This is a genomic window from Chryseobacterium taiwanense (genome assembly GCF_000813825.1).
GTDB classification, from domain to species: domain Bacteria; phylum Bacteroidota; class Bacteroidia; order Flavobacteriales; family Weeksellaceae; genus Chryseobacterium; species Chryseobacterium taiwanense.
The window spans coordinates 365,876-387,773 of the sequence record NZ_JWTA01000005.1; the positions used below are offsets into that span (position 1 = coordinate 365,876).

Consider the following 21,898-nt stretch of genomic DNA (forward strand, 5'->3'; position numbering starts at 1 on the left):
TATTCATCGGATTCAAGCAGAAATAAAATGAATAAAATATTCGCTATTGCCATATTCTTCGGAAGTTTTTGCTTCGGACAGCAAAATCAGAATCAGGAAATCGAAAAGCCGATCCGAAACTTATTTTTAGGTATGAAAAATGCTGATCCGGAATTATTGAATTCAGCTTTTTCCGATACGGCAATTCTTCAGACGATTACAAAAGATGGAGTGAAAACCGAAGATATAAAGGAATTTATAACTTCCATTTCTAAAATGGAGAAGGGTGACCTGGATGAAAGAATTACTATTGAAGCCATTCATGTAGACGGAAATCTCGCAAGTGTTTTTACGCCTTATTCATTTTATTTTAAAGGTAAGCTTTCCCATTGCGGAGCCAATAGCTTTCAGTTGGTCAAACAAAATGAAGAATGGAAAATCCAATATATAATTGATACAAGAAGAAAGGATAACTGTAAAGAAATCAAATAAAATAAAATGAAAATCCATCATATTGCCATTATAGGCTCTGACTACGAAGTTTCCAAAAAATTTTATACAGAAATTTTAGGACTGAATATTGTTCGTGAAGTATATCGTGAAGAAAGGCAATCTTACAAGCTGGATCTGGCTATCGGAGATCATTATGTAATTGAACTCTTTTCCTTCCCAAATCCTCCGAAAAGACCTTCACGTCCGGAAGCCTGTGGTTTAAGACATCTCGCTTTTTCAGTTGAAAATGTACATGAAAAACGTCATGAACTTATTCAGAAAGGGCTCAATTGTGAAGAGGTAAGAATAGACGAATTTACAGGCAAAGAATTTTTCTTCACCCAAGATCCCGATCAGTTACCTCTGGAGTTTTATGAAATGTAAAAATTAGTGAGCGTAGCCTGTAAAGAAACTAACTGCCATAATCGCCAATACAATCGAAGAAATGACTACATACACGTAGTCTTTTTCTTTCAGATAACCGATTAAAGCAAAAATAATTCTCATTAAAGGAGTGAAAATTAAAAGAAGGATTCCCAACTGAATAATTGCAGTACCTTCTCCTTTGCAAAGAGAATTCCAAAATTGCCCCCAAACTTTTTCGGAAGAAGATCCTACCGCAAGACTGGAGTATTTTTCAGGCATTTTGAAGCCTTCTAAGAATAATTTGACAAAACCGATTAATGATGTTGCAACGGATAAAATAACGCCCAATCTAAGGAGATTTCCAACGGAGCGGTTCAGGTCTACATCTGTGAAAGTCTTTTTCATTAGCTGAAGCTTTTAGTAATACCTTTATACATCATATACACCGACAAAATCGTGATCACAATGGCAAAAAATGTTTTCAGTTTTTTTGTTTTTGAAACCATCAGCGTTTTTGATCCGATAATACTTCCCACAACTACTCCGACTAATACAGGAGCTACAATTACCGGAATGATTTCTCCTCTTTGGAAATAGATCAGCGCACTTGCAACAGCAGTTACCCCAATCATAAAGTTACTGGTAGTGGTAGAAACTTTGAAAGGTAATTTCATCATGTTATCCATGGCTAAAACCTTTAATGCTCCGGAGCCAATTCCCAAAAGACCGGACATTGCTCCCGCAAACATCATCATAAAAAATCCTGGTACTGTATTTCTTGCAGAATAGCTTTTTATAACACCTTTATCAGGAAAAGTTCCGTACAACTCTAATTTATCTTCAAGACTGCCTTTTATCACAGGTTCTTGGTGATCCGGTTTACCTTTTAAATTTAAAATAACCGTCAGAAGAAGAATGCTGGAAAAAATAATTCCGATGGTATTCGGATTCAGCATTCCGGAAACTAAGGCTCCTATAATTGCTCCGGCTGTGGTTGCAATTTCTAAAAACATTCCGATTCTCATATTGGTAAAACCTTCTTTCACAAAAGCTACTGCAGCTCCTGAAGAAGTTCCGATTACAGAGATTAAAGAAGCACCGATTGCATAATGCATAGGAACGCCGAAACCCAGCGTTAATAAAGGAATAATGATAACTCCTCCTCCTAAACCGGTCAGTGAACCTAAAAGGCCTGCCGAAATTGCTCCTAGGAAGAGAATAATGATTTCTGACATGCTACAAATATAAAACTATTGCGCTAGTCTGCCAAACGTTTAAAAAAGATAAATTTAACGTATTTTTGCAAGATGGAAAATGATCTGAAACTATTCTATATTATTCTCGGTGCAACTCCTAAAGGCAGGAATATTGAGCAGCATGACGTGTTTTTCGGAATTGCGGAAAGTATAAAAGATCTGGTTCCGGATATGAAAGAATTCTGGAAAGAAGCGGAGGGGAAAATTCACTTAGATTGTTATCAGGAAGTAAAATTTGCTGATGGATATGAAGTGAAAATCGTTGAAAAAGGTGAAAAAAATTCTGAGGAGCAACTGTACTTTATTAATCTTGGTGGGTACAAAAAAGGATTTTTTGAGGAGTTTCATGAGCAGCATTTGATGGTGGGAAATTCCATGGGAGATATTGTCAAAAAAGCAAAAGCTACCGAATTTTATAAAACAATGGGATTTGAAGGAGCCGTAAGTCATATTGATGATAAGCATGGAGTTGACATCGATGATATTTTTAATGTAACAGATATTCTTCCTGAGAAAATGAAAGAACAATATTCTATTGTGTTAAGAAAATCTGATGAGGAAAATCAGGAAAACCCTATGGGTTTAGGATATTTGAACATTGATAAAATTAAATAAAAGACTTTTGCTAAGTGAAACGCCTTTGCGAACCTAAAAACACTTAGTATTTAAATAAAAACTTTTGCGAGCATTGCGTTTAAGAAGGTTTAAATCAAAGAAAATCTAATAGAAAAAATAAAAGAAAAAATGAAAATAGGAATTTTAGGAGGAGGACAGCTTGGAAGAATGCTGATTCAGGAAGCTTTAAAATACGATGATGAATTTTATACACTGGATCCTGCTTCAGATGCGCCTTGCCATAATATTTCTTACTTTACCCAAGGGAATTTCAATGACTACGAGACAGTATTAAATTTTGGTAAAGATAAAGATGTGGTAACCATTGAGATCGAGCACGTAAATGCTGATGCTTTGGCTGAGTTGGAAAACCAGGGAATAAAAGTGGTTCCGAATGCTAAAATTATTAAAACCATTCAACAGAAAATTCTTCAGAAGGAGTTTTATAAAGCCCATGACATTCCAAGTCCTGAGTTTGAAATCATGGACGGAAGTTCTGATGAGATCAAAATGCCGTTACCTTTCGTACAAAAAATGAATACAGGTGGTTACGACGGAAAAGGAGTACAGGTGATTCGTAATGCAGAAGACATGAAAAATCTTTGGGTACAGGATTCAGTGATTGAAAAACTGGTTGATATCGAGAAAGAACTTTCTGTAATCGTGGCAAGAAACGAAAACGGAGAAACAAGAACTTTCCCTGTAACGGAGATGGTTGCTGATCCTAAACTAAACTTATTAGATTTCAATGTTTGTCCGGTTTTTTTAGAAGAAGAAATTGAAGAACAAATTAATTCTATTACAGAAAAATTCTTGAGTGTCGTAAATTCTCCGGGACTTTTTGCGATTGAATTATTCTTAGATAAAGAAGGAAAAGTTTGGGTAAATGAAACTGCACCAAGATTACACAATTCAGGACACCAAAGTCAGGAAGGGAATACGAATTCTCAGTTTGAGCAAATGTATAGAGTCGTGAAAAATTTACCTTTGGCAGATACAGATGCAATTATCTACAGTGGAATGCTGAACTTGGTTGGAGCAGAAGGATTTTCAGGTAAAGTGGTTTATGAAGGAATGGAAAATGTATTAAGACTTCCTGAAACGTACATCCACCTTTACGGAAAAACAGAAACCAAACCGGGAAGAAAAATGGGACATATCAACGTATTGGCAGATTCCAGAGAAGAACTGATGGAAAAACTGGTGATGGTGAAAGGAATGGTAAGAGTGATTGCTGAATAATCTAGCTTATGATATTGAAAAAAGACTGCTGAAGAGCAGTCTTTTTTATTTGTAGATTTTGGGCTGATCAATGGTCCATTTTCGTTCTTTTGAATTCCATAATAAATAAGGACCCTCAAAACCTTCCAGATAAGCCAGTTCAAAATTACCGTGATTATCTGTTGTATAACTAAGATAAGATACCGAACTCTCTAAATTAAAACCTAGTTTCTTTAGTGTTTTCCAATCATTATTTCCGGGAAGTTTTCCGTTTGCTTTCTGATAAGCTTCGATGTTTTTAATAATTGTATTTCCGGTCTCACTGTCAGATTTTCTGGTGATTTCAATGGGCAAATTCCAGTAGATTGTAATTGAAATGATGACTAGAAGTAGGAGTGAGGCAAGAGTTATTAAGATTTTTTTCATTTGAAAACTATTTTTCAAGTTCTTTGTTGAATCCCATTTTTATGTATTCAGATTCTCTTTGGTTGGGTTTTCTACTTTTTATTTCTTCCCAAATTTTTAATGCGTCGTCTACAGTATTTACTCCCAATTCATAATTTTCACGTCCCCATTTGTATAGAGCAATACCCAAATTTGTTGTGAATACTCCTTTTTTTACCTGAACTGCATCCATTTCATGACCTTTGATTTCTGTGAAAAAATCTAGCTTTCCTCCATCTTTAGATTCTTCAATAATCATTTTTTTGAGAAGGCTTTTATCCAGGATTTTTATTTCTGAAGATTTCCCCTCATTCAACTTTTTATCTTTAATAAGATTTTTTACCTTAGATTTAATCTCATTGTTAGCTATGATTTCAAATTCTTTATTGTTAAAGAATAATTTACTCCCTGTTATTTTAGCATTTTTATCAAATTTTTGTTCAATAATTTCTTTAGCTCTGTTTTCCGTAATATCACCTTTAATATCACAAGGTAAAATTTCATTATTTCCAGTTGCAGGATTAATTATAAAGAAGACTCTTTGCTCTGGTTTATCTGCTATCATTACCATATTTACAGGAGAATTATCCTTAATAATCATGAAAAAATCTGAAGGAAGCTTCGTTGCTGCTGCTTCAATCTGATCTAATGTAGGTTTCTCGTCTATAAAAACAGAAGAATTTTTATTATTAATATTATTTGATAATGTATAGTAATTAGAATTTAATTGATAATCATTTATTTTTTCTTCAGAAACTGAAACTGAATTAAAAACAGGGTTGCCGTTTTTATCTATTTGTGAGAATAAATGTAATGAGAAGGAGAGAGTAAAGATTAAAATAATTTTTTTCATGGTTTGCATAATTAATTTAGCTACAAATATAGCGGGTTCTATTCAATCTCATCAAAATAGCTTACAGATGTATAATCAGATTTTTTCCAGTTTTGAGGTTTGAATTTTGAATCATCAATTATCCCTTCAAAGGCTTGAGAGTAATAAATGTGTTTAGATCTCAAATCTTTCATTTTTAGCCTTATTTTAGTTTTATAGTTCCCTTTTGATATTTTAACGGGAAATGTAGCATAAGTTTTTGGAGGCAAAATGAGTGAACGATCATAACTGTTTCCACAGCTGCTGTATGACCAATGTTCTATAGGAACCCATTCCTTGTCATGGTTTTGAGCTTCTTGGATAATAAATAAACTTCCATCTTGCAAAGCAAAGTCAAAAGGGAAATTATTATTGTTTATAATATAGGCAATAAAATAGTCTGCATTTTTATCTAAGTAATAATTAACTTTGATAAACTCTGAAATTTTTTGATCAGAATGAATTTCAAATAAAATGGTATTATTTCCTTTGAATTTCTTTTTATTAAATGATTTTGGATTGGTGACGGGGTAAGAAGCTTGAGAGGTTATTAAATTATTTCTTTGTGAAAAATATAAAAAAGGAATTAATATGAAGAAGAATAAAATATTTAATTTCATGATTATGATTAAAGATTGTTATTAGTTATCAATAATAAACTAAAATCAGTAAGAAATATTTTAAAAGAATGATATTATTTTTGTTAATTGATTCTTTGTTTTTTAAACATCTCCGGTTTATAATTAATAATAAACACGCCTAAGATAATCAAAATCGTTGCAATGATAAATTTAGCGGAAATATTCTCATCTAAAATCAACCAGCCTAAAAATATTGCGATGATTGTATTCACGTACGCCATAATGGAAACCTGAACGGGCGAAATTTTTGTGAGTGCATAATGAAAAGCAAAAAAGGCAATTACAGAACCGAAAACGGCAAGATAAATCATCGCTGAAATACTTTTTAGGGTCCAGTTTTCAAAATTGTAATGGTCTGAAAAGATAAATGCAAAAATAATTTGGACAATTCCTGCGAATAAGAATTGATAAAATAAATTTAAAGAAATATTTCCGGTCTGTATATTCAGTTTTTTAGTGAAAATAGTTCCTGAAGCCCATCCTGAAATAGCACAGAACAGAAAAATGATTCCCATTTTATAATCAGGATTTGCTAAATCTTTTAAACCATCCCAAAAAATAAAAAGGATTCCACTGAAACATAATAGAACTCCTAGTAAGGCTCTGTAGCTGAATTTTTGCAAACCAATGGCCACACTGCCTAAAAATACCAAAATAGGAGAGGCGGCATTGATTAATGAAGCCAAACTGCTCGAAACGGTTTCTTCTGCTACAGTAGTCATTCCGTTGGCGATAACCAACATGAGAATTGAGAAAATAATCTGGAGTTTTAAACTCTTCCAGCCAATCCATCGGAATTGTTTTTTATAAATTAATAACAAAAACATGATAATAGCAGCCAGAAACTGACGGATACCTGCAACAAACCAGGCCGGAATGGTTTCCACAGCAACACGAATCGCTAAAAATGTTGTTCCCCAAACAATGGCAACAGTAAGAACGGCAAAAAGAAGTTTGTAATCTTTCAATGGATGATATAAATGTAACTGACAAATATATTTATTTTCAAAGCAATCAAAAGGTTACAGTTGTTATTCTTTTTTAGGGAACAGAACTCGTATTTTGCTTTTTTGCATTTAAAGTCATTAATTCTTTATCTTTGAACATCTAATAAAAAATTGAAGATGGTAGGAATTATTATGGGGAGTCAGAGCGACTTACCAATCATGGAACAGGCTGCGAGTTTTTTGAAATCTTTAGACATTCCGTATGAATTAACGGTAGTTTCGGCTCATAGAACACCGGAAAGAATGTTCGAATATGCAAAAACGGCGAAAGAAAGAGGTTTGAAAGTGATTATTGCAGGTGCAGGAGGAGCAGCACATTTACCCGGAATGGTAGCAAGTTGTACAACGTTACCTGTAATTGGTGTTCCTATTTTATCAAGTAATTCTATTGACGGATGGGATTCTGTGTTGTCGATTCTTCAAATGCCAGGAGGAATTCCTGTGGCTACAGTTGCATTAAACGGAGCTTTGAATGCCGGGATTTTAGCAACGAAAATTTTAGGGACTGGAGATGAAAAGGTTGCCGAAAACCTTCAAAAATATCAGGATTCTCTAAAAGATAAAGTATTAGGAACAGTGGATGATATTAAAGCGATACATCCTAATCAGTATGATAAATAATTGATTTATAAAATAAAAACTCTCCAATATTTGGAGAGTTTTCTTTTATTCCTGAATCATATTATCCCTTGTGTTTTTCTGGACAGCAATGGCTCCAAATAAAGCCAGTAAGAAAGCAAATCCATAGAATCCTTTTTCACTTGGTAGGATAGTGGCATTCCATAATCCGATAGCTAATAAAACAATGGATGATAAAGTTGCAAACCAACAGATACCATAATAAATATCAGTTACTTTGATGTTTTCTAATCTGTCACGAACAGCCTTTTGTAGAGAAACTACGGCAAATAGACCGTACAATAAGATGGTAAAATAATACCCTTTTTCATTAAGTTGCATTTCAGCTCTTGCCAAACCTACGATAAATCCGATCATTCCCGCTCCTAAAGCAATCCAAGATGCTGCAACAAATGCATTTGATACTCCTTGTTTTTTCATTAAATTATATGTTTTTTTATAGTGGGATCAAATATATTATTTTTTGATAAATATTTTCTTCTTTTCACTCCTGAAAAATAAAAGACTCTTCAATTTTTTGAAGAGTCTTTATATTGTATCACTAAAATTGAAAAATATTAGTATCTGTAATATTCAGGTTTGAATGGTCCTTTCACATCTACACCAATATATTCAGCTTGTTCTGGAGAAAGAGTTTCCAATTCTACGCTTAATTTCTTAAGATGAAGAGCAGCCACTTTTTCATCCAAATGTTTAGGTAACATATATACTTCGTTTCCGTAAGCTGCAGAGTTGTTCCAAAGTTCGATTTGAGCTAACGTCTGGTTAGAGAAAGAGTTTGACATTACGAAAGATGGGTGACCTGTAGCACATCCTAAGTTTACCAATCTACCTTCAGCAAGAATGATTACTTCTTTACCTTCAACTGTATAGATGTCAACTTGTGGCTTAACTTCAGTTTTTGTGTGACCGTAGTTTTCGTTCAACCAAGCCATGTCGATTTCGTTATCGAAGTGACCAATGTTACAAACGATTGCTTTATCTTTTAATTTTAAGAAATGTTCTTTTCTTACGATGTTAAAGTTACCTGTAGTTGTGATTACGATATCTGCGTTATCAACTACAGTATCTAATCTTTTTACTTCATAACCGTCCATTGCAGCCTGTAAAGCACAGATTGGGTCGATTTCAGTTACAGTAACGATAGAACCAGCTCCTCTGAAAGAAGCAGCAGTACCTTTACCTACGTCTCCGTATCCGCAAACTACCACTCTTTTTCCAGCCAACATTACGTCTGTAGCTCTTCTTACAGCATCTACTGCAGATTCTTTACATCCGTATTTGTTGTCGAATTTAGACTTAGTTACTGAATCGTTTACGTTGATTGCAGGCATTACCAAAGTTCCGTTCTTCATTCTTTCGTACAATCTGTGAACACCAGTTGTCGTTTCTTCAGAAAGTCCTTTGATGTCTTTTGTGAATTCAGGATATTTATCAAAAACCATGTTTGTTAAATCTCCACCATCGTCCAAGATCATGTTCAATGGTTTTCTGTCTTCACCAAAGAATAAAGTCTGCTCAATACACCAGTCGAATTCCTCTTCATTAAGACCTTTCCATGCATAAACTGGAATTCCTGCAGCAGCAATAGCAGCAGCAGCGTGATCCTGAGTAGAGAAAATATTACAAGAAGACCAAGTAACTTCAGCTCCAAGAGCAACCAAAGTTTCGATCAAAACTGCAGTCTGGATCGTCATGTGAAGACATCCTGCGATTCTTGCTCCTTTAAGTGGTTGAGACGGTCCGTATTCTTCACGGATAGCCATCAAACCTGGCATTTCAGCTTCTGCAAGGGTAATTTCTTTTCTTCCCCATTCGGCTAGGGAAATATCCTTTACTTTATAAGGAACGTATTGTGTTGTAGTACTCATATCTGATGAATAATTTTTAATTCGGTTTATAACGAATTGCAAAATTACAACATATAATCTAGATATAAAAACGCTGAATAAGATTCAATTATATGAAATTATACATATCGGGAAATTATTTTTCTTTATTCTAAATAAACTATTTTTGTGGAAACAAATCTTTATTATGAATCATACAAATACTCAGGAACAAGAGCAAAGACAGGCAAAACCGTTAACTCCAAAAGTAAAGGAATTAGTTGAGAGAAGTAAGAGTTTCATTTTGGCGACGGTAGATGCAGAAGGAACACCTAATTCCAGCTATGCGCCATTTGTACAGGTAGATAATACTTTCTATATTTTGGTTTCATTCATGGCAAAGCATACTAAAAATCTTGCGGACGGGAGAAAAACTTCAGTAATGTTTATTGAAGATGAATCTGCAACAAAACAAATTTACGCTCGTGAAAGATTAACGATTGAAGCATCAACTTCTCAGGTTGAAAGAGATTCTGAAACATGGAATACTGTAGTTTCTCAATTAAAAGAAACTCATGGAAAAGTAGTTGATGTAATCGCTGAAATGCAGGATTTCATCTTAATTGGACTTCATCCGGTGAAAGGTTCTTATGTGAACGGATTCGGAAGTGCGTATTTCGTAGATCAGAATCTTGAAATTATGGAACACAGAAACGATATCAATCACCAGTCGAAGTAATTTGCCGGAAGCTGGATGAAGGAAGCTGGAGGTTTTACCACTAACTGCTTTATCGTTTTTTAGCTTTTAAATAATATAAAATTCACTTGAATCTTTGGATTTGAGTGATTTTTTTTGTGTAAAAACTTGAATTTTTTTTAAACGCAAAGATTTTCAAGTTTTGATTAATTTTTAAGTGAGCAAAGTTTTAATCGGCAAAGCTGATTTGATTAAGCATGTGTATAAACGTTTGCTTAATCAGCGACTTGTCGCAATTCTTAGCTCCTTTAAATATTACATTTCAAAACAAAACCTTTGCGTTAACAAAAGAAGAAATAAAACAGTCAGTAGTAAAACCTCCCACTTCCAGCTTCCAACGCCCCACCAAAAATTTTTTCACTAATTTTGTCCAATAAACAAACCCATGCCTCTTTACCGCGATTTTTCTGATGATAACGCTACAATTCTCGTATGGAAATACGATGAAACTGAAGATTTGGATATTAATCAACTTTTAGAGCCTGAAAATGCAGAGAAAGTAAAGGATTATCATCCGAAAAAGCTATTGGAGGTTTTAATGGTGCGAAAACTCTTGAAAGGGTTGAAGCCTCACTCCAAAATTCTGTATAAAGAAAGAGAGCCTTTCCTTTCCCCAAAAGATGCTGAAATTTCCATTACGCATTCTTTTCCTTTTGCTGCGATTGCTATTTCTAAAAATAAAATAGGAATTGATCTTGAAAAATTTAATCCTAAGATTTTACGAGTAATCGATAAATTCACGTATGAAAATGAGAGAGGATTTATTCCTTTTGATAATGAAGTTACTTTTTATACCATTATTTGGAGTGTGAAGGAAAGTATGTATAAAATTCATCATTCCAAACATTGGTCTTTGAAGAAACATTATGAAGTGCGACCGTTTGAATTAAAACATCTTCATCATATAAAATGCAGAGTACATGATGATCAAATTTCAGATGAACTGAAGGCGCGAGTTGAGTTCTTTGATGAATATTGTTTTACGATTGTAGAGGAGTAGCTTCGGAAACAGTGGCACTTTCCGATTCATTTCTATAATTTTCGATCACTTTTCTTTGCTCTTTAGCAACATCGTAAATAAGTTCCAAAATATCGTGAACATTTTTCAATTCTGTTAAATGTGAGATTTTATTTGGATCTCTCAGATCATAAGATTCGTTTTCGGTAAGCTCTGTCCTTCTTTTTAAAATCATATCTTCCAGAGATGAATCTTCAGGTTCGATTCGGCTTTCCATCTTCAAAACTTCACTCATTTTCCCTCCATTCAAAAGATTGGAAACCTGCTGCATTTCGGCTTCTATCTTTTTACTCCAGCTTTCAGAATCGATCTCAGGATATTTCTCATCGTCTTTTACATACTGAGAAAGAGAAGCAGTGTAAGCGGTGATCAGATGTGATGTTGCCACAAACTGATGAACAACTTCCAATTTTTTCTGCTGATTTTTAGGTTCAGAAATCATTCGTTGAAAATTGTCAGAAAGATTTGCCAATGAAATGATGGCATTTTTTCGCTTTACTTTATATTCTTCAACATCAAAATCTTTATCTAAAAATTTAGAAATGACACTTTGGAAATATTTTAAATTAGATTCCGCGGATTTTTTCATCAGTTCTAAATTCTGTGTGTGTTCCCAAACAGGAAGAACAACATAAGAAACTAAGGATGCTATGATTCCGGCAATAATGGTATCAACAATTCTGTCTTTAAAAATAATATTTACATTTCCAGGGCTTAAAAAATTGAAGCTTAAGAAAACATAAATCGTCATAAACAATACAGCCCAGAAATATCTTCCTTTCAAAAAGCTAAAGCACATGATCATACTTAATAAGAGTACAGTGAACAAAACTTCATTAATATGAACGAAATGCAGAATTCCATAGGCAATCACAGCTCCGGCAAGAGTTCCATACAAACGCAGAAGGTTTCTTTGTTTGGTGATGGAATAGGCGGGTTTCAAAATCGCAACAATGGTGATTAAGATCCAATAGGTATGACCGATTCCCAGAAATTGAAATAACGAAAAAGCATATCCTAAAAGAAGGGCGATCGTGATTCTCAAAGCATGTCGGAAATGAGAAGAGGAAAGGGAAATATTGTTCTTTAAAACCTTAAAATTAAGTTTCTCTTCATTAGGCATGAATTTTCTTAAATCCAATCCTGTAGAAAGACTTTTTGCCAACTTTACATTCTGTGAAAATACTTTATAGATTTCATTAATTTCTTTGGTAATTTCATTGATACGCATCAGGATTTGACGCAGGATCATGAAGTCTTCAAAGTTATCTGGTGAAATTCGCTTGTTTCTTAAATCGAAATACAGGTGATTTAAATTTTTTAACTCAACGTCAAGATTGAACATCGGCTTTGCTCTTGTTCCAATTTGAAGGGCGATTCCGATGTTGGTGATTTCTTCGGCAAGTAAATTCAGGTAATCGTGAATGTTAACCAAAATCATACTGTCATCAAAGCTCTGCTGAAGTTTTTGGTAATCACTTTCAGAGGTCATGAGTTTTTCGTGAAGATCCATAGAGTTAAGGAACATCAGCATCAGCAAACGGCTGGTTGTTGTAGATTCATTGACGATGGTTCTTGTTTTGAATACGGTTTCTCGGGTATCTTCCTGTAAATTTTTTATTTCAATCTGCTTGGCAATAACCTGAATAGAAAGTTTGTCAAAATCAGGATTTTTTTGATAGTAATTGGCTTTTATTTTCAAAAAATCAGCAAGTTGAAGATAGTTTTCACCAATCATCTGACTCGCCAGTTTATAAGGCTGAATGGTCGTTACAATTAAGAATATCAGTAAGAACCAAATACATCCTGAAGCGAAAATCAGTAAACTTTTAAGAATATTCGTTCCTGTAAGATGTCCATCAATAAAGATGGCAAGTACCACCAACGAAAGTGATCCTACTGCCGCTAATCTTTGTCCATAAACGCCAATTAAGGAAAAAAACATTCCAAAAACGATAATCTCTGCAAAGACAAGTATTTTAAAATTCATCACTAAGCTGGCAATGAGCGCAACGATTATAAAACAGATGATTGCAAAGGCTAAAGCATTTCTTCTTCTGATGAAAGGTCCAGGCTGATCTGTTAAAGCAACAAAACTTGTTCCCAAAGGAAATAAGAAATATTCTTTTAAGATTCCAAAATGAGCAAGAACTAAACAAGGTAAAACAGTGGCTAATGTAATTCTGATGGCAGAATACACATATTGACTGGTGACAAACTTTTTGAGCTCCGATGAATAGTTCATACTACAAAAATAATTATTGGAAAACAAAAAGCCTTATAAAAAAGAGACTTTTATATTATATTTCTGTAATCATTTTTTAATTACTAGTTTTCATGTGTGATAAATAAATATTAAAAACTGATTTGATCAAAGAGCTTAATGTATAAAACAAAAAAAGGTTTCATGAAAATGAAACCTTTTTTATATGAAATATGTATACTATATTTTTTAGTAATCTACGTTAGACGTTTCTTCTCCGATATTCCAAGTTAAACCGAAACGAAGCGTGTTATCTAAAGCAGTATTGATTTTAGACATATTGATTAAGTAAGATACATCAAGTCCGAAAGAACGGTATTTTAATCCAATACCTGCAGTAGCATATTGTCTTGCTCCTTGCTCTTCACTTTCGTGGAAATAACCTGTTCTCACAGCAAAAGCATTGTCATAAGAATATTCTAATGCTCCACTCATCATGATAGAGTTTTTGTTTTTGAAAGATTTTCCAATACCTGACATTACTCCTACATTCGGAACTTCATAGATAGGTTGTCTTGTATTTGGATCGATTCCTACATATTCAGAACCCGGAACCAAAATTTTTGAACCTTCTACGCTTATTCCAATCTTGTTCATATCATCAAGGTACATATCATAACCAGCCCCTAATCTTGCCATTGTAGGAAGATAAGATCTTGATTCTTCATTACCTGTATAGTCTAATTTAGGACCTAAGTTTTGAATAGCAAAACCTCCATTCAATTTACCATCCATACCCCCAAAACTTGAAAATTTAGGAGATGTATAGTATGCAGAAATATCTACAGCAAAAGAGTTCGCAGGTTTTAATGTTGTATCAGTGTTGAATCCTCCGGCTAAGTCTGAACGGATGAATCTACCGGTAACAGCAGCTGAGAATGAATCAGAAAGTTTTAGACCATAAGCTACGTCAATAGAGAATTCGTTAGGTTTTGAAACCCCGTTAGACTGTACTTGATTATCTACGAAAGATGTAAGGTCAACCTCTCCCATATTGAAATAATAAATACTCGCAGAGATAGTTGATCTTTCTTCTTGTCCTAAAAATTTATGAAAAGCTGCATAAAGTAGGAAAACATCATTAGTAAGTTTCCCCATATACGGTGTATAGTTTAGACCAAAGGAAGAACTTGTTCTGCTAAAAGGATATTTCGCGGCATTCCAAAATTGAGAAAATGCATCAGGAGAGGTAGCAACCCCTTGATCTCCCATACCTCCGGCTCTTGCGTCTGGTGCAATTCTTAGAAATGGAGCTCCGGTTAATACAGGATTCACCTTGCTTAGGTCTTGTGAATAGCCTAAAAAACCAGCACTTAAACCTATTCCTAATAGCAGTTTAGTAGTTAAATTCATATGTTGTCTTTTAATATATTATCAGTTTTTTATTAATATTATTGTTTTTGTCATTTTAAAATTATTTCAAAAGTACCATTTTTTCTACAGCTGTAGCACTTCCTTTACATTTTTCTTGATTTTGACTTTTTGCAAATATCTTAAAAATATACGTACCTTTTGCTAATGTATCTCCAAAATCGTCTTTTCCGTCCCATTCTATTGCTTGGCGTGGCGTTCTAAAGCCCTGTAAGAAGGGTTCTGCAACAACTGCTTGGGATAAAGTTCTTACTAATTTCCCTGTGATGGTATAAATTTGAACATTTACATCTAAAATATCATCACAATTGTGCTCAAAATGGATGTACGTTTTATTGGTAAAAGGATTTGGCCAGTTCAATGGTCTGTTGATGATCAGATGTTGATCGGCTTCATCCTTAACCTCAAAATTTAACGTAGCAGTTGTCGAATTATTGTTTATATCCCAAACTTTAAATGTTAATTGATGTTGACCTATTGCAAGATTTCTGAAAGGGTAGGTTACATTTCCTTTTTGATAATCTGCCAAGCTAGGACTTAAACATCCGTTTCCTTCTCCTGAAGAGTAGAAATCGTTCAGTACAATGGTATTAATAATTTGACCGTCTAAATATACGGTAATATCGTGACCAATACCAGAACCTGTAGAATTAATTCCTGTATCATCGGTAACACAAGCAAGCAACATAGGACTTTGGTTGGTAATACCACCATCTGCAAAGTTGGTATTGTTCATGTATAATTTTACCTTTGGAGGCTCGCTATCGTTGATTCCGTTAGGGTTAATATCACCTACCTGTACTGCCTGATTGTTGAATACATCTGTTGCTTTGTTGTCTGCATAACCTAATAATCTTCCTTCTCCGACAGCATAATTGATATCTTTTGGAACGTAGAACTCAACTGTGAATACTCCATTTACGGCGGTTCCTGAAGCCTTTACGATAGCACTTCCTTCTTCTGTATAGTTGAGTACAGGAGTTAAGCCTCCATCATTATTTAAAGTAGATTTGTTAAGTCTTTTATCAAAGATATTAATAACAACTCTTCCGTTAAAAGTAGTATTGGGAGTACCATTAGGATTATTGATATGTCCTTTTATCTTTACAAAATCAAGTCCTCTTATTAATCCCGGAACAGGAGTTTCAATGTTGTCTATTGTTAATAATCTTTGAGGTCTGCTCAATTTCATCGCAGGATCTCCAAGGAAGTTTACTTTTAAGTGGTTAGAATCTCCAGCTTTCAGTTTTTTTGCATTTAAATGAGCATTACCAATAGTAATGAAATCATCATTGGTAAGCTTAAACATTTCTTGAGTGTAAAGATTGGTGAATTTTATTCCATAATCTACACCTACGGCACGGCTAGAAGTAATCATTGCAGCAGCTCCTCCTTGTTTTAGTTTTATAAATTGTTCCCCTACTGAAGATGTTCCCGGTTCATCCCAAAGAGTAAATTCACAAGTGATGGTTGAAACAAATGGAAATCTGCTATAAACATTAGAGAAATTATTTGCGTTTTGTACTTCATCGGAAGTTAATACTCTTTCTTGTGCCCAACCGTTAATTCCTCCATGCCCGAAATAGAAGAGATACAGGCTATTTCCAATACTATTAGAGATAGCTTGGTTGACTTGTGGATAACGTTGTCCTCCTGCTGTACTCTGAGCCTGAAATGCATCTAAGTATAATTTTCTTACATTGTATTCTTTAAGATTAGTGCCTGATTCAAATGTTGTCACTAAAGAGTTATTCATTACAGTATGGAACGGAACTCCACCGTCCTTGTCATCATCCACAACAAAGTCAAGCTTCATTTTCCATTCTCCAAAAGGAGTTGACTGACCAGATAATGAGTTGTAGTATGCCAATGTTTTATCCATCATATTGGTAGCTTCTGTTGCATTTGCTGCGGGGATTCTACCTACTGGAAGATCTGGTAAATTATTGTCAATAGATGTATTCGTAGATGGTTGTGGACTTGTCATCACAATATAATCATCCGTTATAAATGAGCTTACAAAATCCTGAGAATTTTCACTTTGATAACTTGGAACAACATTCGAGTTATTTGAAATTCGGTTTTTATAATCATAAGAAGCATCTCCTAATATGAAAACATATTTTAAACTTCCTAATGGAGTGTTAAGCTTAGTGACAAAATCTCTGATTGCTGTAAGATCTCTGCTCCCACTACCAAACTCATTATAGATTTTGCTGATGTCTACTATTTGTACATTGAAACTATTTTTTGTTTGATGGTAATTCGCTAATCTTTGGGCTTGCCCCATCATTTCTGGGGTAGTCAGAATAAGGTAATCCACATTTTGTAACCCGGATAGATTTTGGTTCCCAATTCTCTCAACAAATTGCGGAGAATAAGCAGCGTCAGCTCTGAAAGCTACAAACTCATTGTTGAAGTTAGGGTCTGAAGCAGTATATCCGAAATTAAATGCTGCATTTCCTGAAGCTTTATTTACTCTTCTGCTGGCATTAGTAATATCGGTAACATCCCAAACTTGCTCTATGTTTGAGGCATTAGCGATACTAAAACCATAAGAAGTATTACTCCCACTTACTAATGAAAAGTCTCTAAAACTCATTTGTGAACCGTTGAAACTTAAGTTTTCTTTGTATTGAACTTCAAAATAATCAAAGTAAAATACTCCGTTAGGGTTTAAGCTAATATTAGGTTTACAAGTAAGGGTAATTTGATTCCCTTGTAAATTATTTAAAGTTCCTTCATATTTTAGTGGAAGATAATCGTAGGCATAATTAGGGTCGTTTGGAGGGATAGAGCCTGTTGCGGGGTTTTGGTTATTGATGTTAAATTCAATTGAATTTTGCTGAGATTTAAATCCAATTACCTGTGCTCTATATCGTATAACATCTCCACCCTGTATAGGTGAGTTTGTAGTGAAGGTAACACTTTTGTCATTTATAAAAGAAGCATCTTCAACCCAAGTTCTACCTACTTTTAAAAGGTTTTTTTGATCGTTATTAATAACTTGATAATTATCGTATCTTGTAATCAAAGGAGTAGAAGGAAGGTTGATGTCAACTGACTGGACTCTTTTTCCTGCCCCTTTATCAAAGTTGATAAAATAATAAGAATAATCTTCGTAAATGTTTTTTAAATTATCACTTACGCTATTTCTTGTTTCAAGTCTCTTAAAACCATTTCCATTGGATTTATCATAAAGATTGTATCCATTAGGACCTTGTGCATAGAAAATGGCATAATCATTATCATTCCACACATTATCATCTTCTCCTACTACTTGTATAGCGTTTTCCTGAAGAGCGCTATATCTTACATCTTGGTTATGTTCAGGAAGCATAATTCCTCCATTTCCATAAATTCTGAAGTTCTTAGGATTTATATTAGCCGGATTAATTCCATTATCTTTTAAAAATTGAGTGGTAATTTTAAAAACACCGGATTTATCAACTTTTATTTTATAAAAAGTTCCTGTAGAAAGAGGGTTTGCGGTTGTCCCTACTTTGGCAGCGATATTTTTAGAACTTATTGTCGTTTCATTAACATCAAATGAAGAAAGTCTTAATATTTTTCCTTTTTCTTTTTTAAACAAGGCAACAGAAATACTGGCATATCTTTCTCCTTCAAGATAATAATAACTGATATCTGCAACGTCATTATTAGGAAGAAGGTCTCTATTAATCTCGTACAATTCTTTATAAGAAACCGCCTCCCAGTTTAGTTTTGAAACTTTTAAATCTCTTTCCCCTATTTTTTGTCTAGTTGATATAAAAATATTATTTTGGCTAAATGAAAACCCCTCGTTTTTAAAATTTGGGAGATTCAGTTTTGTTTCACCAAAATCTTGGATTTTTGAACCGCTCCACTCAATGGATGTTCTTTGAGCCCAAAAGGATGATACAAAAGCGAATAGGAATAAAATCGATACTTTTTGTTTCATATTTATTATTGAAATTTCTGAATTACAAAATAAATGAAAATTTTATAATTAAATTGTGATACAATAAAATTAATTTGTTATCGTTTTTCAAAAAAATCAAATCTTTACTTGATTTATTGAATAATTTATTTTTTCTTTGTACTTTGAAAATATTTAAATCGACTATGAAAAAACTAAAGTTGTTTTCATTAATAGCATTGAGTTCTACACTTGCATTAACCAGTTGTGGAGGTTCGGGTACCAGCAAAGGAGGTGGTACTAAAAAATTTGTCAGCAAGACAGGTTGGAAACCAAACGAAAAACAGGGTTGGTTTTTTGCAGGAAAGCAACAACAGCAGAAAGGGTGGCCGGGAATGGTATATGTAGAAGGTGGAACTTTTACGATGGGATTAGTGAAAGATGATGTTATGCATGATTGGAATAACTCACCTCGCAGAATGCAGGTAAGTTCATTCTTTATCGGCGAAACTGAGATTACTAACTACGAATACCGCGAATACCTTACATGGTTGAAGTATGTATTCCCTCCAAGTGATCCAAGTTTTAAAGAAATCTATAATGGTGCTTTGCCAGATACTTTGTTGTGGGACAACAAACTATCTAGAAACGATTTCAATGAAACATATTTCCGTTCTCCGGAATATGACTATTACCCAGTAGTAGGAGTTTCTTGGACGCAAGCAAACAGATATTGCGAGTGGTTAACAGACAGAGCAAACGAAAAAGCATTAATGAATGCTGGTATCATTGCAAAAGATTTATATATCAATGAATCTAACAATCAAGGTGGTACTGCGTTCAATATGGATAAATTCAAATCGAATGATCCTGAAATGCAAGGATATATTAATCAGCAGAGAAAACAGCAAAAATCTGGTATGAAAACTACCAACCAAAGACTTCTTGCTGCTAATGCTTCTCCAGGTTCTGCAATGGTTCAGAAATTCAGACTTCCTACTGAAGTAGAATGGGAATATGCAGCTCTTGGTATGGAGAAAAACAGAGAATATAACAACTACCAAGGTAAAGCTCCTGGAATCGAAAGATTGAGAGGTACTAAAGGTAGAGAGAAAGGAATGTTACTTGAAAACTTCAAACAAGGTAAAGGTGACTACTCTGGGCCTGCAGGATGGAAAAACGATGGTTCTGCTTTAACAGCTGACGTAAGAAAATATCCATCTAACGATATCGGTATCTATGGAATGTACGGAAACGTTTCTGAATGGACTGCTGATGTTTACAGACCTATTATTGACGAAGATTATAGCGATTTCAACTATTACAGAGGAAATATGCCTCAAGCAGTTGTAAGAAACGGAGACGGTACTTACAAAATGGTTGACGAAAGCAATATTAAATACGATACATTGGCTGACGGAAGATTAGTTTACAGAAATTTACCTGGTCAATTCGAAAGAGAAACGATTGCTGACTATAGAAACTACAGAGATGGTGATAAACAATCTTCTTTAGATTATAGAAATGCATCAGATTCAGCTACGGCTTACGATATGTACAACTCCCCTAAGACGAGATTTATTGTAGATGCAAAAGGTAAAGTAGTTTTACAAAAAGATACTAAAGACAGAACTTCTGCTATCTCTAACGATGTAAGAGTTGTAAAAGGTGGTTCTTGGCAAGACACTGCTTATTGGTTAGATCCAGGACAAAGAAGATACAAGAATCAAAATACAGCGTATGGCTGGGTTGGATTCCGTGTTGCTCAGGATGCTAGAACTAATGATAAGAGTAGAACTAGAAGATAATATTTATCAAAATAAATTTGAAAAACCTTCCAAAATTTTGGAAGGTTTTTTTATTTTTGAAGTATGAATGTAGAACAGTTTTACCCTTTATTTTTAAAGTCTGAAAAGGCAGTTATTGACAGCCGAAAAATAGGAAAGAATGATATTTTCTTCGCTTTTTCAGGAGAGAATTTCAATGCAGCAACTTTTGCTGATAAAGCTATTAATGAAGGAGCTTTGGCAGTTATTGTTGAGCAGAAAGATTTTGAAAATGAAAATAAAAATATTTTCTATGTTCCATCAACGCTGGAATTTTTACAAAAACTGGCAATTTATCATAGAAATCAATTAACGATTCCTATCATAGGTCTTACAGGTAGTAATGGAAAAACTACTACGAAAGAAATCATTCACGCGGTTCTTTCAGAGAAATTCAATGTGCAGTATACTTTAGGAAATTTAAATAATCATATTGGAGTTCCTTTAACGATTCTTTCCATCAAACCTGAACATGAAATGGCAGTCATTGAAATGGGAGCAAACCATCAAAAGGAGATTGAATTTCTTTGTTCTATTTCACAACCCAATTTCGGATATATTACCAATTTTGGAAAAGCACACTTAGAAGGTTTTGGTGGCTTTGAAGGAGTGATCAAAGGGAAGTCCGAATTGTACGATTATCTTAAAAATAATAAAGAGACTATTGTTGTTAATGAGAATGATCCTATTCAGGTTGAAAAAACTGAAAATTACTCACCTAAAATTACTTTTGGAAAGGAGAGTTCCGATTATAAGTTTGATTTATTCTCCGAAGAGCATTTCGTAGGATTAATGTATAATAATGAAAGAGCAGTTTCAAAACTTACAGGAGAATATAATTTTACGAATCTTTGTGCTGCCGCAAGCTTAGGTCTTCATTTCGGAATTTGTTTCATTCAGATTAAAAATGCCATTGAAAACTATACACCAACCAATATGCGTTCTCAAATTGTAAAAAAAGAGGGCAGAACTTTAGTGTTAGATACTTACAATGCAAATCCTAGCTCAATGACGGCTTCTCTACATAATTTTATAACTTTTGAAGGCTCAAAGACAATTATTATTGGTGATATGTTGGAACTGGGAGAGGAGAGTGAGAAAGAGCACAAAGCTATTCTTCATTTAGCTCAGGGATTAGGTTTTAATGAAATTATTACGGTAGGGAAGAACTTCAAACAGATCAATACCTTTACAACATCTTTCGAGAATACTTTGGAATTAATTGAGTATTTAAAATCAAATCAAATTCAGTCAGAAAATATCTTATTGAAGGGCTCGAGAGGAGTAGCACTGGAAAAATCAATTGATTTTATTTAATACAAATAATAGTTACAATAAAAGGTATAATATGCCTAAAATAAAAGTTCACATAAGCTTCAAAGCTGCTTATGTGAACTTTTTTATA

General features: G+C 33.9%; 20 protein-coding genes. 9 read left to right on the top strand and 11 right to left on the bottom strand.

The window, feature by feature from the left end; genetic code table 11:
- Nucleotides 1-27: 27 nt before the first annotated feature.
- Both RM51_RS08265 and gloA2 read left to right on the top strand, forming a co-directional pair.
- A complete protein-coding gene (locus RM51_RS08265) occupies nt 28-471 on the top strand; it encodes a nuclear transport factor 2 family protein (protein ID WP_039367383.1) in 444 nt (147 codons plus the stop codon).
- A 6-nt stretch (nt 472-477) separates the two neighbouring features.
- Nucleotides 478-855, top strand: a complete 378-nt coding sequence (gene gloA2, locus RM51_RS08270; protein WP_039367386.1) for an SMU1112c/YaeR family gloxylase I-like metalloprotein — start codon at nt 478-480, stop codon at nt 853-855.
- Between the two features lie 3 nt (nt 856-858).
- On the opposite strand, the gene RM51_RS08275 is transcribed toward gloA2, so the two are convergent.
- Nucleotides 859-1,242, bottom strand: coding sequence for a DUF1634 domain-containing protein (locus RM51_RS08275; protein ID WP_039367389.1), 384 nt, complete (start codon nt 1,240-1,242; stop codon nt 859-861).
- Nucleotides 1,242-2,072: a sulfite exporter TauE/SafE family protein gene (locus RM51_RS08280; RefSeq protein WP_039367392.1), complete on the bottom strand. Its 831-nt coding sequence runs from the start codon at nt 2,070-2,072 to the stop codon at nt 1,242-1,244. The genes RM51_RS08275 and RM51_RS08280 overlap by 1 nt, the downstream gene beginning before the upstream one ends.
- Nucleotides 2,073-2,144: 72 nt before the next feature.
- Between RM51_RS08280 and RM51_RS08285 the strand changes: the two genes are divergently transcribed.
- Nucleotides 2,145-2,708 carry a DUF1543 domain-containing protein gene (locus RM51_RS08285; RefSeq protein ID WP_228375791.1) on the top strand — a complete coding sequence of 188 codons (564 nt, stop codon included), beginning with the start codon at nt 2,145-2,147 and terminating at the stop codon, nt 2,706-2,708.
- Nucleotides 2,709-2,837: 129 nt separating this feature from the next.
- A complete protein-coding gene (locus RM51_RS08290) occupies nt 2,838-3,950 on the top strand; it encodes a 5-(carboxyamino)imidazole ribonucleotide synthase (protein ID WP_039367396.1) in 1,113 nt (370 codons plus the stop codon).
- 45 nt (nt 3,951-3,995) lie between these two features.
- Here the strand turns inward: RM51_RS08290 and RM51_RS08295 are convergent, their stop codons facing one another.
- From RM51_RS08295 to RM51_RS08310, 4 genes are all read right to left on the bottom strand, one after another.
- Nucleotides 3,996-4,355, bottom strand: coding sequence for a hypothetical protein (locus tag RM51_RS08295; RefSeq protein ID WP_039367400.1), 360 nt, complete (start codon nt 4,353-4,355; stop codon nt 3,996-3,998).
- Between the two features lie 7 nt (nt 4,356-4,362).
- Entirely contained in the window at nt 4,363-5,226 is an 864-nt protein-coding gene (locus RM51_RS08300; RefSeq protein WP_131667060.1) for a hypothetical protein, read from the bottom strand.
- Between the two features lie 38 nt (nt 5,227-5,264).
- Entirely contained in the window at nt 5,265-5,864 is a 600-nt protein-coding gene (locus RM51_RS08305; protein ID WP_039367405.1) for a hypothetical protein, read from the bottom strand.
- A gap of 83 nt (nt 5,865-5,947) precedes the next feature.
- Nucleotides 5,948-6,853 (bottom strand): DMT family transporter, encoded by a 906-nt coding sequence (locus RM51_RS08310; RefSeq protein WP_039367409.1) that lies wholly within the window; start codon nt 6,851-6,853, stop codon nt 5,948-5,950.
- Nucleotides 6,854-7,009: 156 nt separating this feature from the next.
- Between RM51_RS08310 and purE the strand changes: the two genes are divergently transcribed.
- Complete coding sequence (gene purE, locus RM51_RS08315) at nt 7,010-7,513, top strand: 5-(carboxyamino)imidazole ribonucleotide mutase (protein ID WP_039367413.1); 504 nt, start codon at nt 7,010-7,012, stop codon at nt 7,511-7,513.
- A 45-nt stretch (nt 7,514-7,558) separates the two neighbouring features.
- Here purE and yiaA read toward each other — a convergent pair whose 3' ends face one another.
- Nucleotides 7,559-7,951 (bottom strand): inner membrane protein YiaA, encoded by a 393-nt coding sequence (yiaA, locus tag RM51_RS08320; RefSeq protein ID WP_039367415.1) that lies wholly within the window; start codon nt 7,949-7,951, stop codon nt 7,559-7,561.
- Nucleotides 7,952-8,088: 137 nt separating this feature from the next.
- On the bottom strand, nt 8,089-9,402 hold the full coding sequence (gene ahcY, locus RM51_RS08325; protein ID WP_039367418.1) for an adenosylhomocysteinase: 1,314 nt from the start codon (nt 9,400-9,402) through the stop codon (nt 8,089-8,091).
- A 166-nt stretch (nt 9,403-9,568) separates the two neighbouring features.
- On the opposite strand from ahcY, the gene RM51_RS08330 reads away from it, so the two are divergent.
- Both RM51_RS08330 and RM51_RS08335 read left to right on the top strand, forming a co-directional pair.
- On the top strand, nt 9,569-10,099 hold the full coding sequence (locus RM51_RS08330; protein WP_039367421.1) for a HugZ family pyridoxamine 5'-phosphate oxidase: 531 nt from the start codon (nt 9,569-9,571) through the stop codon (nt 10,097-10,099).
- Nucleotides 10,100-10,502: 403 nt separating this feature from the next.
- Nucleotides 10,503-11,117 (top strand): 4'-phosphopantetheinyl transferase family protein, encoded by a 615-nt coding sequence (locus RM51_RS08335; RefSeq protein ID WP_039367424.1) that lies wholly within the window; start codon nt 10,503-10,505, stop codon nt 11,115-11,117.
- Here RM51_RS08335 and RM51_RS08340 read toward each other — a convergent pair.
- The 3 genes from RM51_RS08340 to porU all read right to left on the bottom strand — a co-directional run bounded on the left by RM51_RS08340 (nt 11,098) and on the right by porU (nt 18,709).
- On the bottom strand, nt 11,098-13,380 hold the full coding sequence (locus RM51_RS08340; protein WP_039367427.1) for an FUSC family protein: 2,283 nt from the start codon (nt 13,378-13,380) through the stop codon (nt 11,098-11,100). The genes RM51_RS08335 and RM51_RS08340 overlap by 20 nt on opposite strands.
- 207 nt (nt 13,381-13,587) lie before the next feature.
- Nucleotides 13,588-14,751, bottom strand: coding sequence for a type IX secretion system outer membrane channel protein PorV (gene porV, locus RM51_RS08345; protein WP_039367430.1), 1,164 nt, complete (start codon nt 14,749-14,751; stop codon nt 13,588-13,590).
- 61 nt (nt 14,752-14,812) lie between these two features.
- Complete coding sequence (porU, locus tag RM51_RS08350) at nt 14,813-18,709, bottom strand: type IX secretion system sortase PorU (protein ID WP_039367435.1); 3,897 nt, start codon at nt 18,707-18,709, stop codon at nt 14,813-14,815.
- Between the two features lie 164 nt (nt 18,710-18,873).
- Here porU and gldJ point away from each other — a divergent pair, with 164 nt between their 5' ends.
- Together gldJ and RM51_RS08360 are read left to right on the top strand one after the other, a co-directional pair.
- Nucleotides 18,874-20,475, top strand: a complete 1,602-nt coding sequence (gene gldJ, locus RM51_RS08355) for a gliding motility lipoprotein GldJ (protein ID WP_039367438.1) — start codon at nt 18,874-18,876, stop codon at nt 20,473-20,475.
- A gap of 63 nt (nt 20,476-20,538) precedes the next feature.
- The gene (locus RM51_RS08360) at nt 20,539-21,810 is read left to right on the top strand and encodes a UDP-N-acetylmuramoyl-tripeptide--D-alanyl-D-alanine ligase (RefSeq protein WP_039367439.1); all 1,272 of its coding nucleotides are present in this window, start codon (nt 20,539-20,541) and stop codon (nt 21,808-21,810) included.
- Nucleotides 21,811-21,898 lie beyond the last annotated feature (88 nt).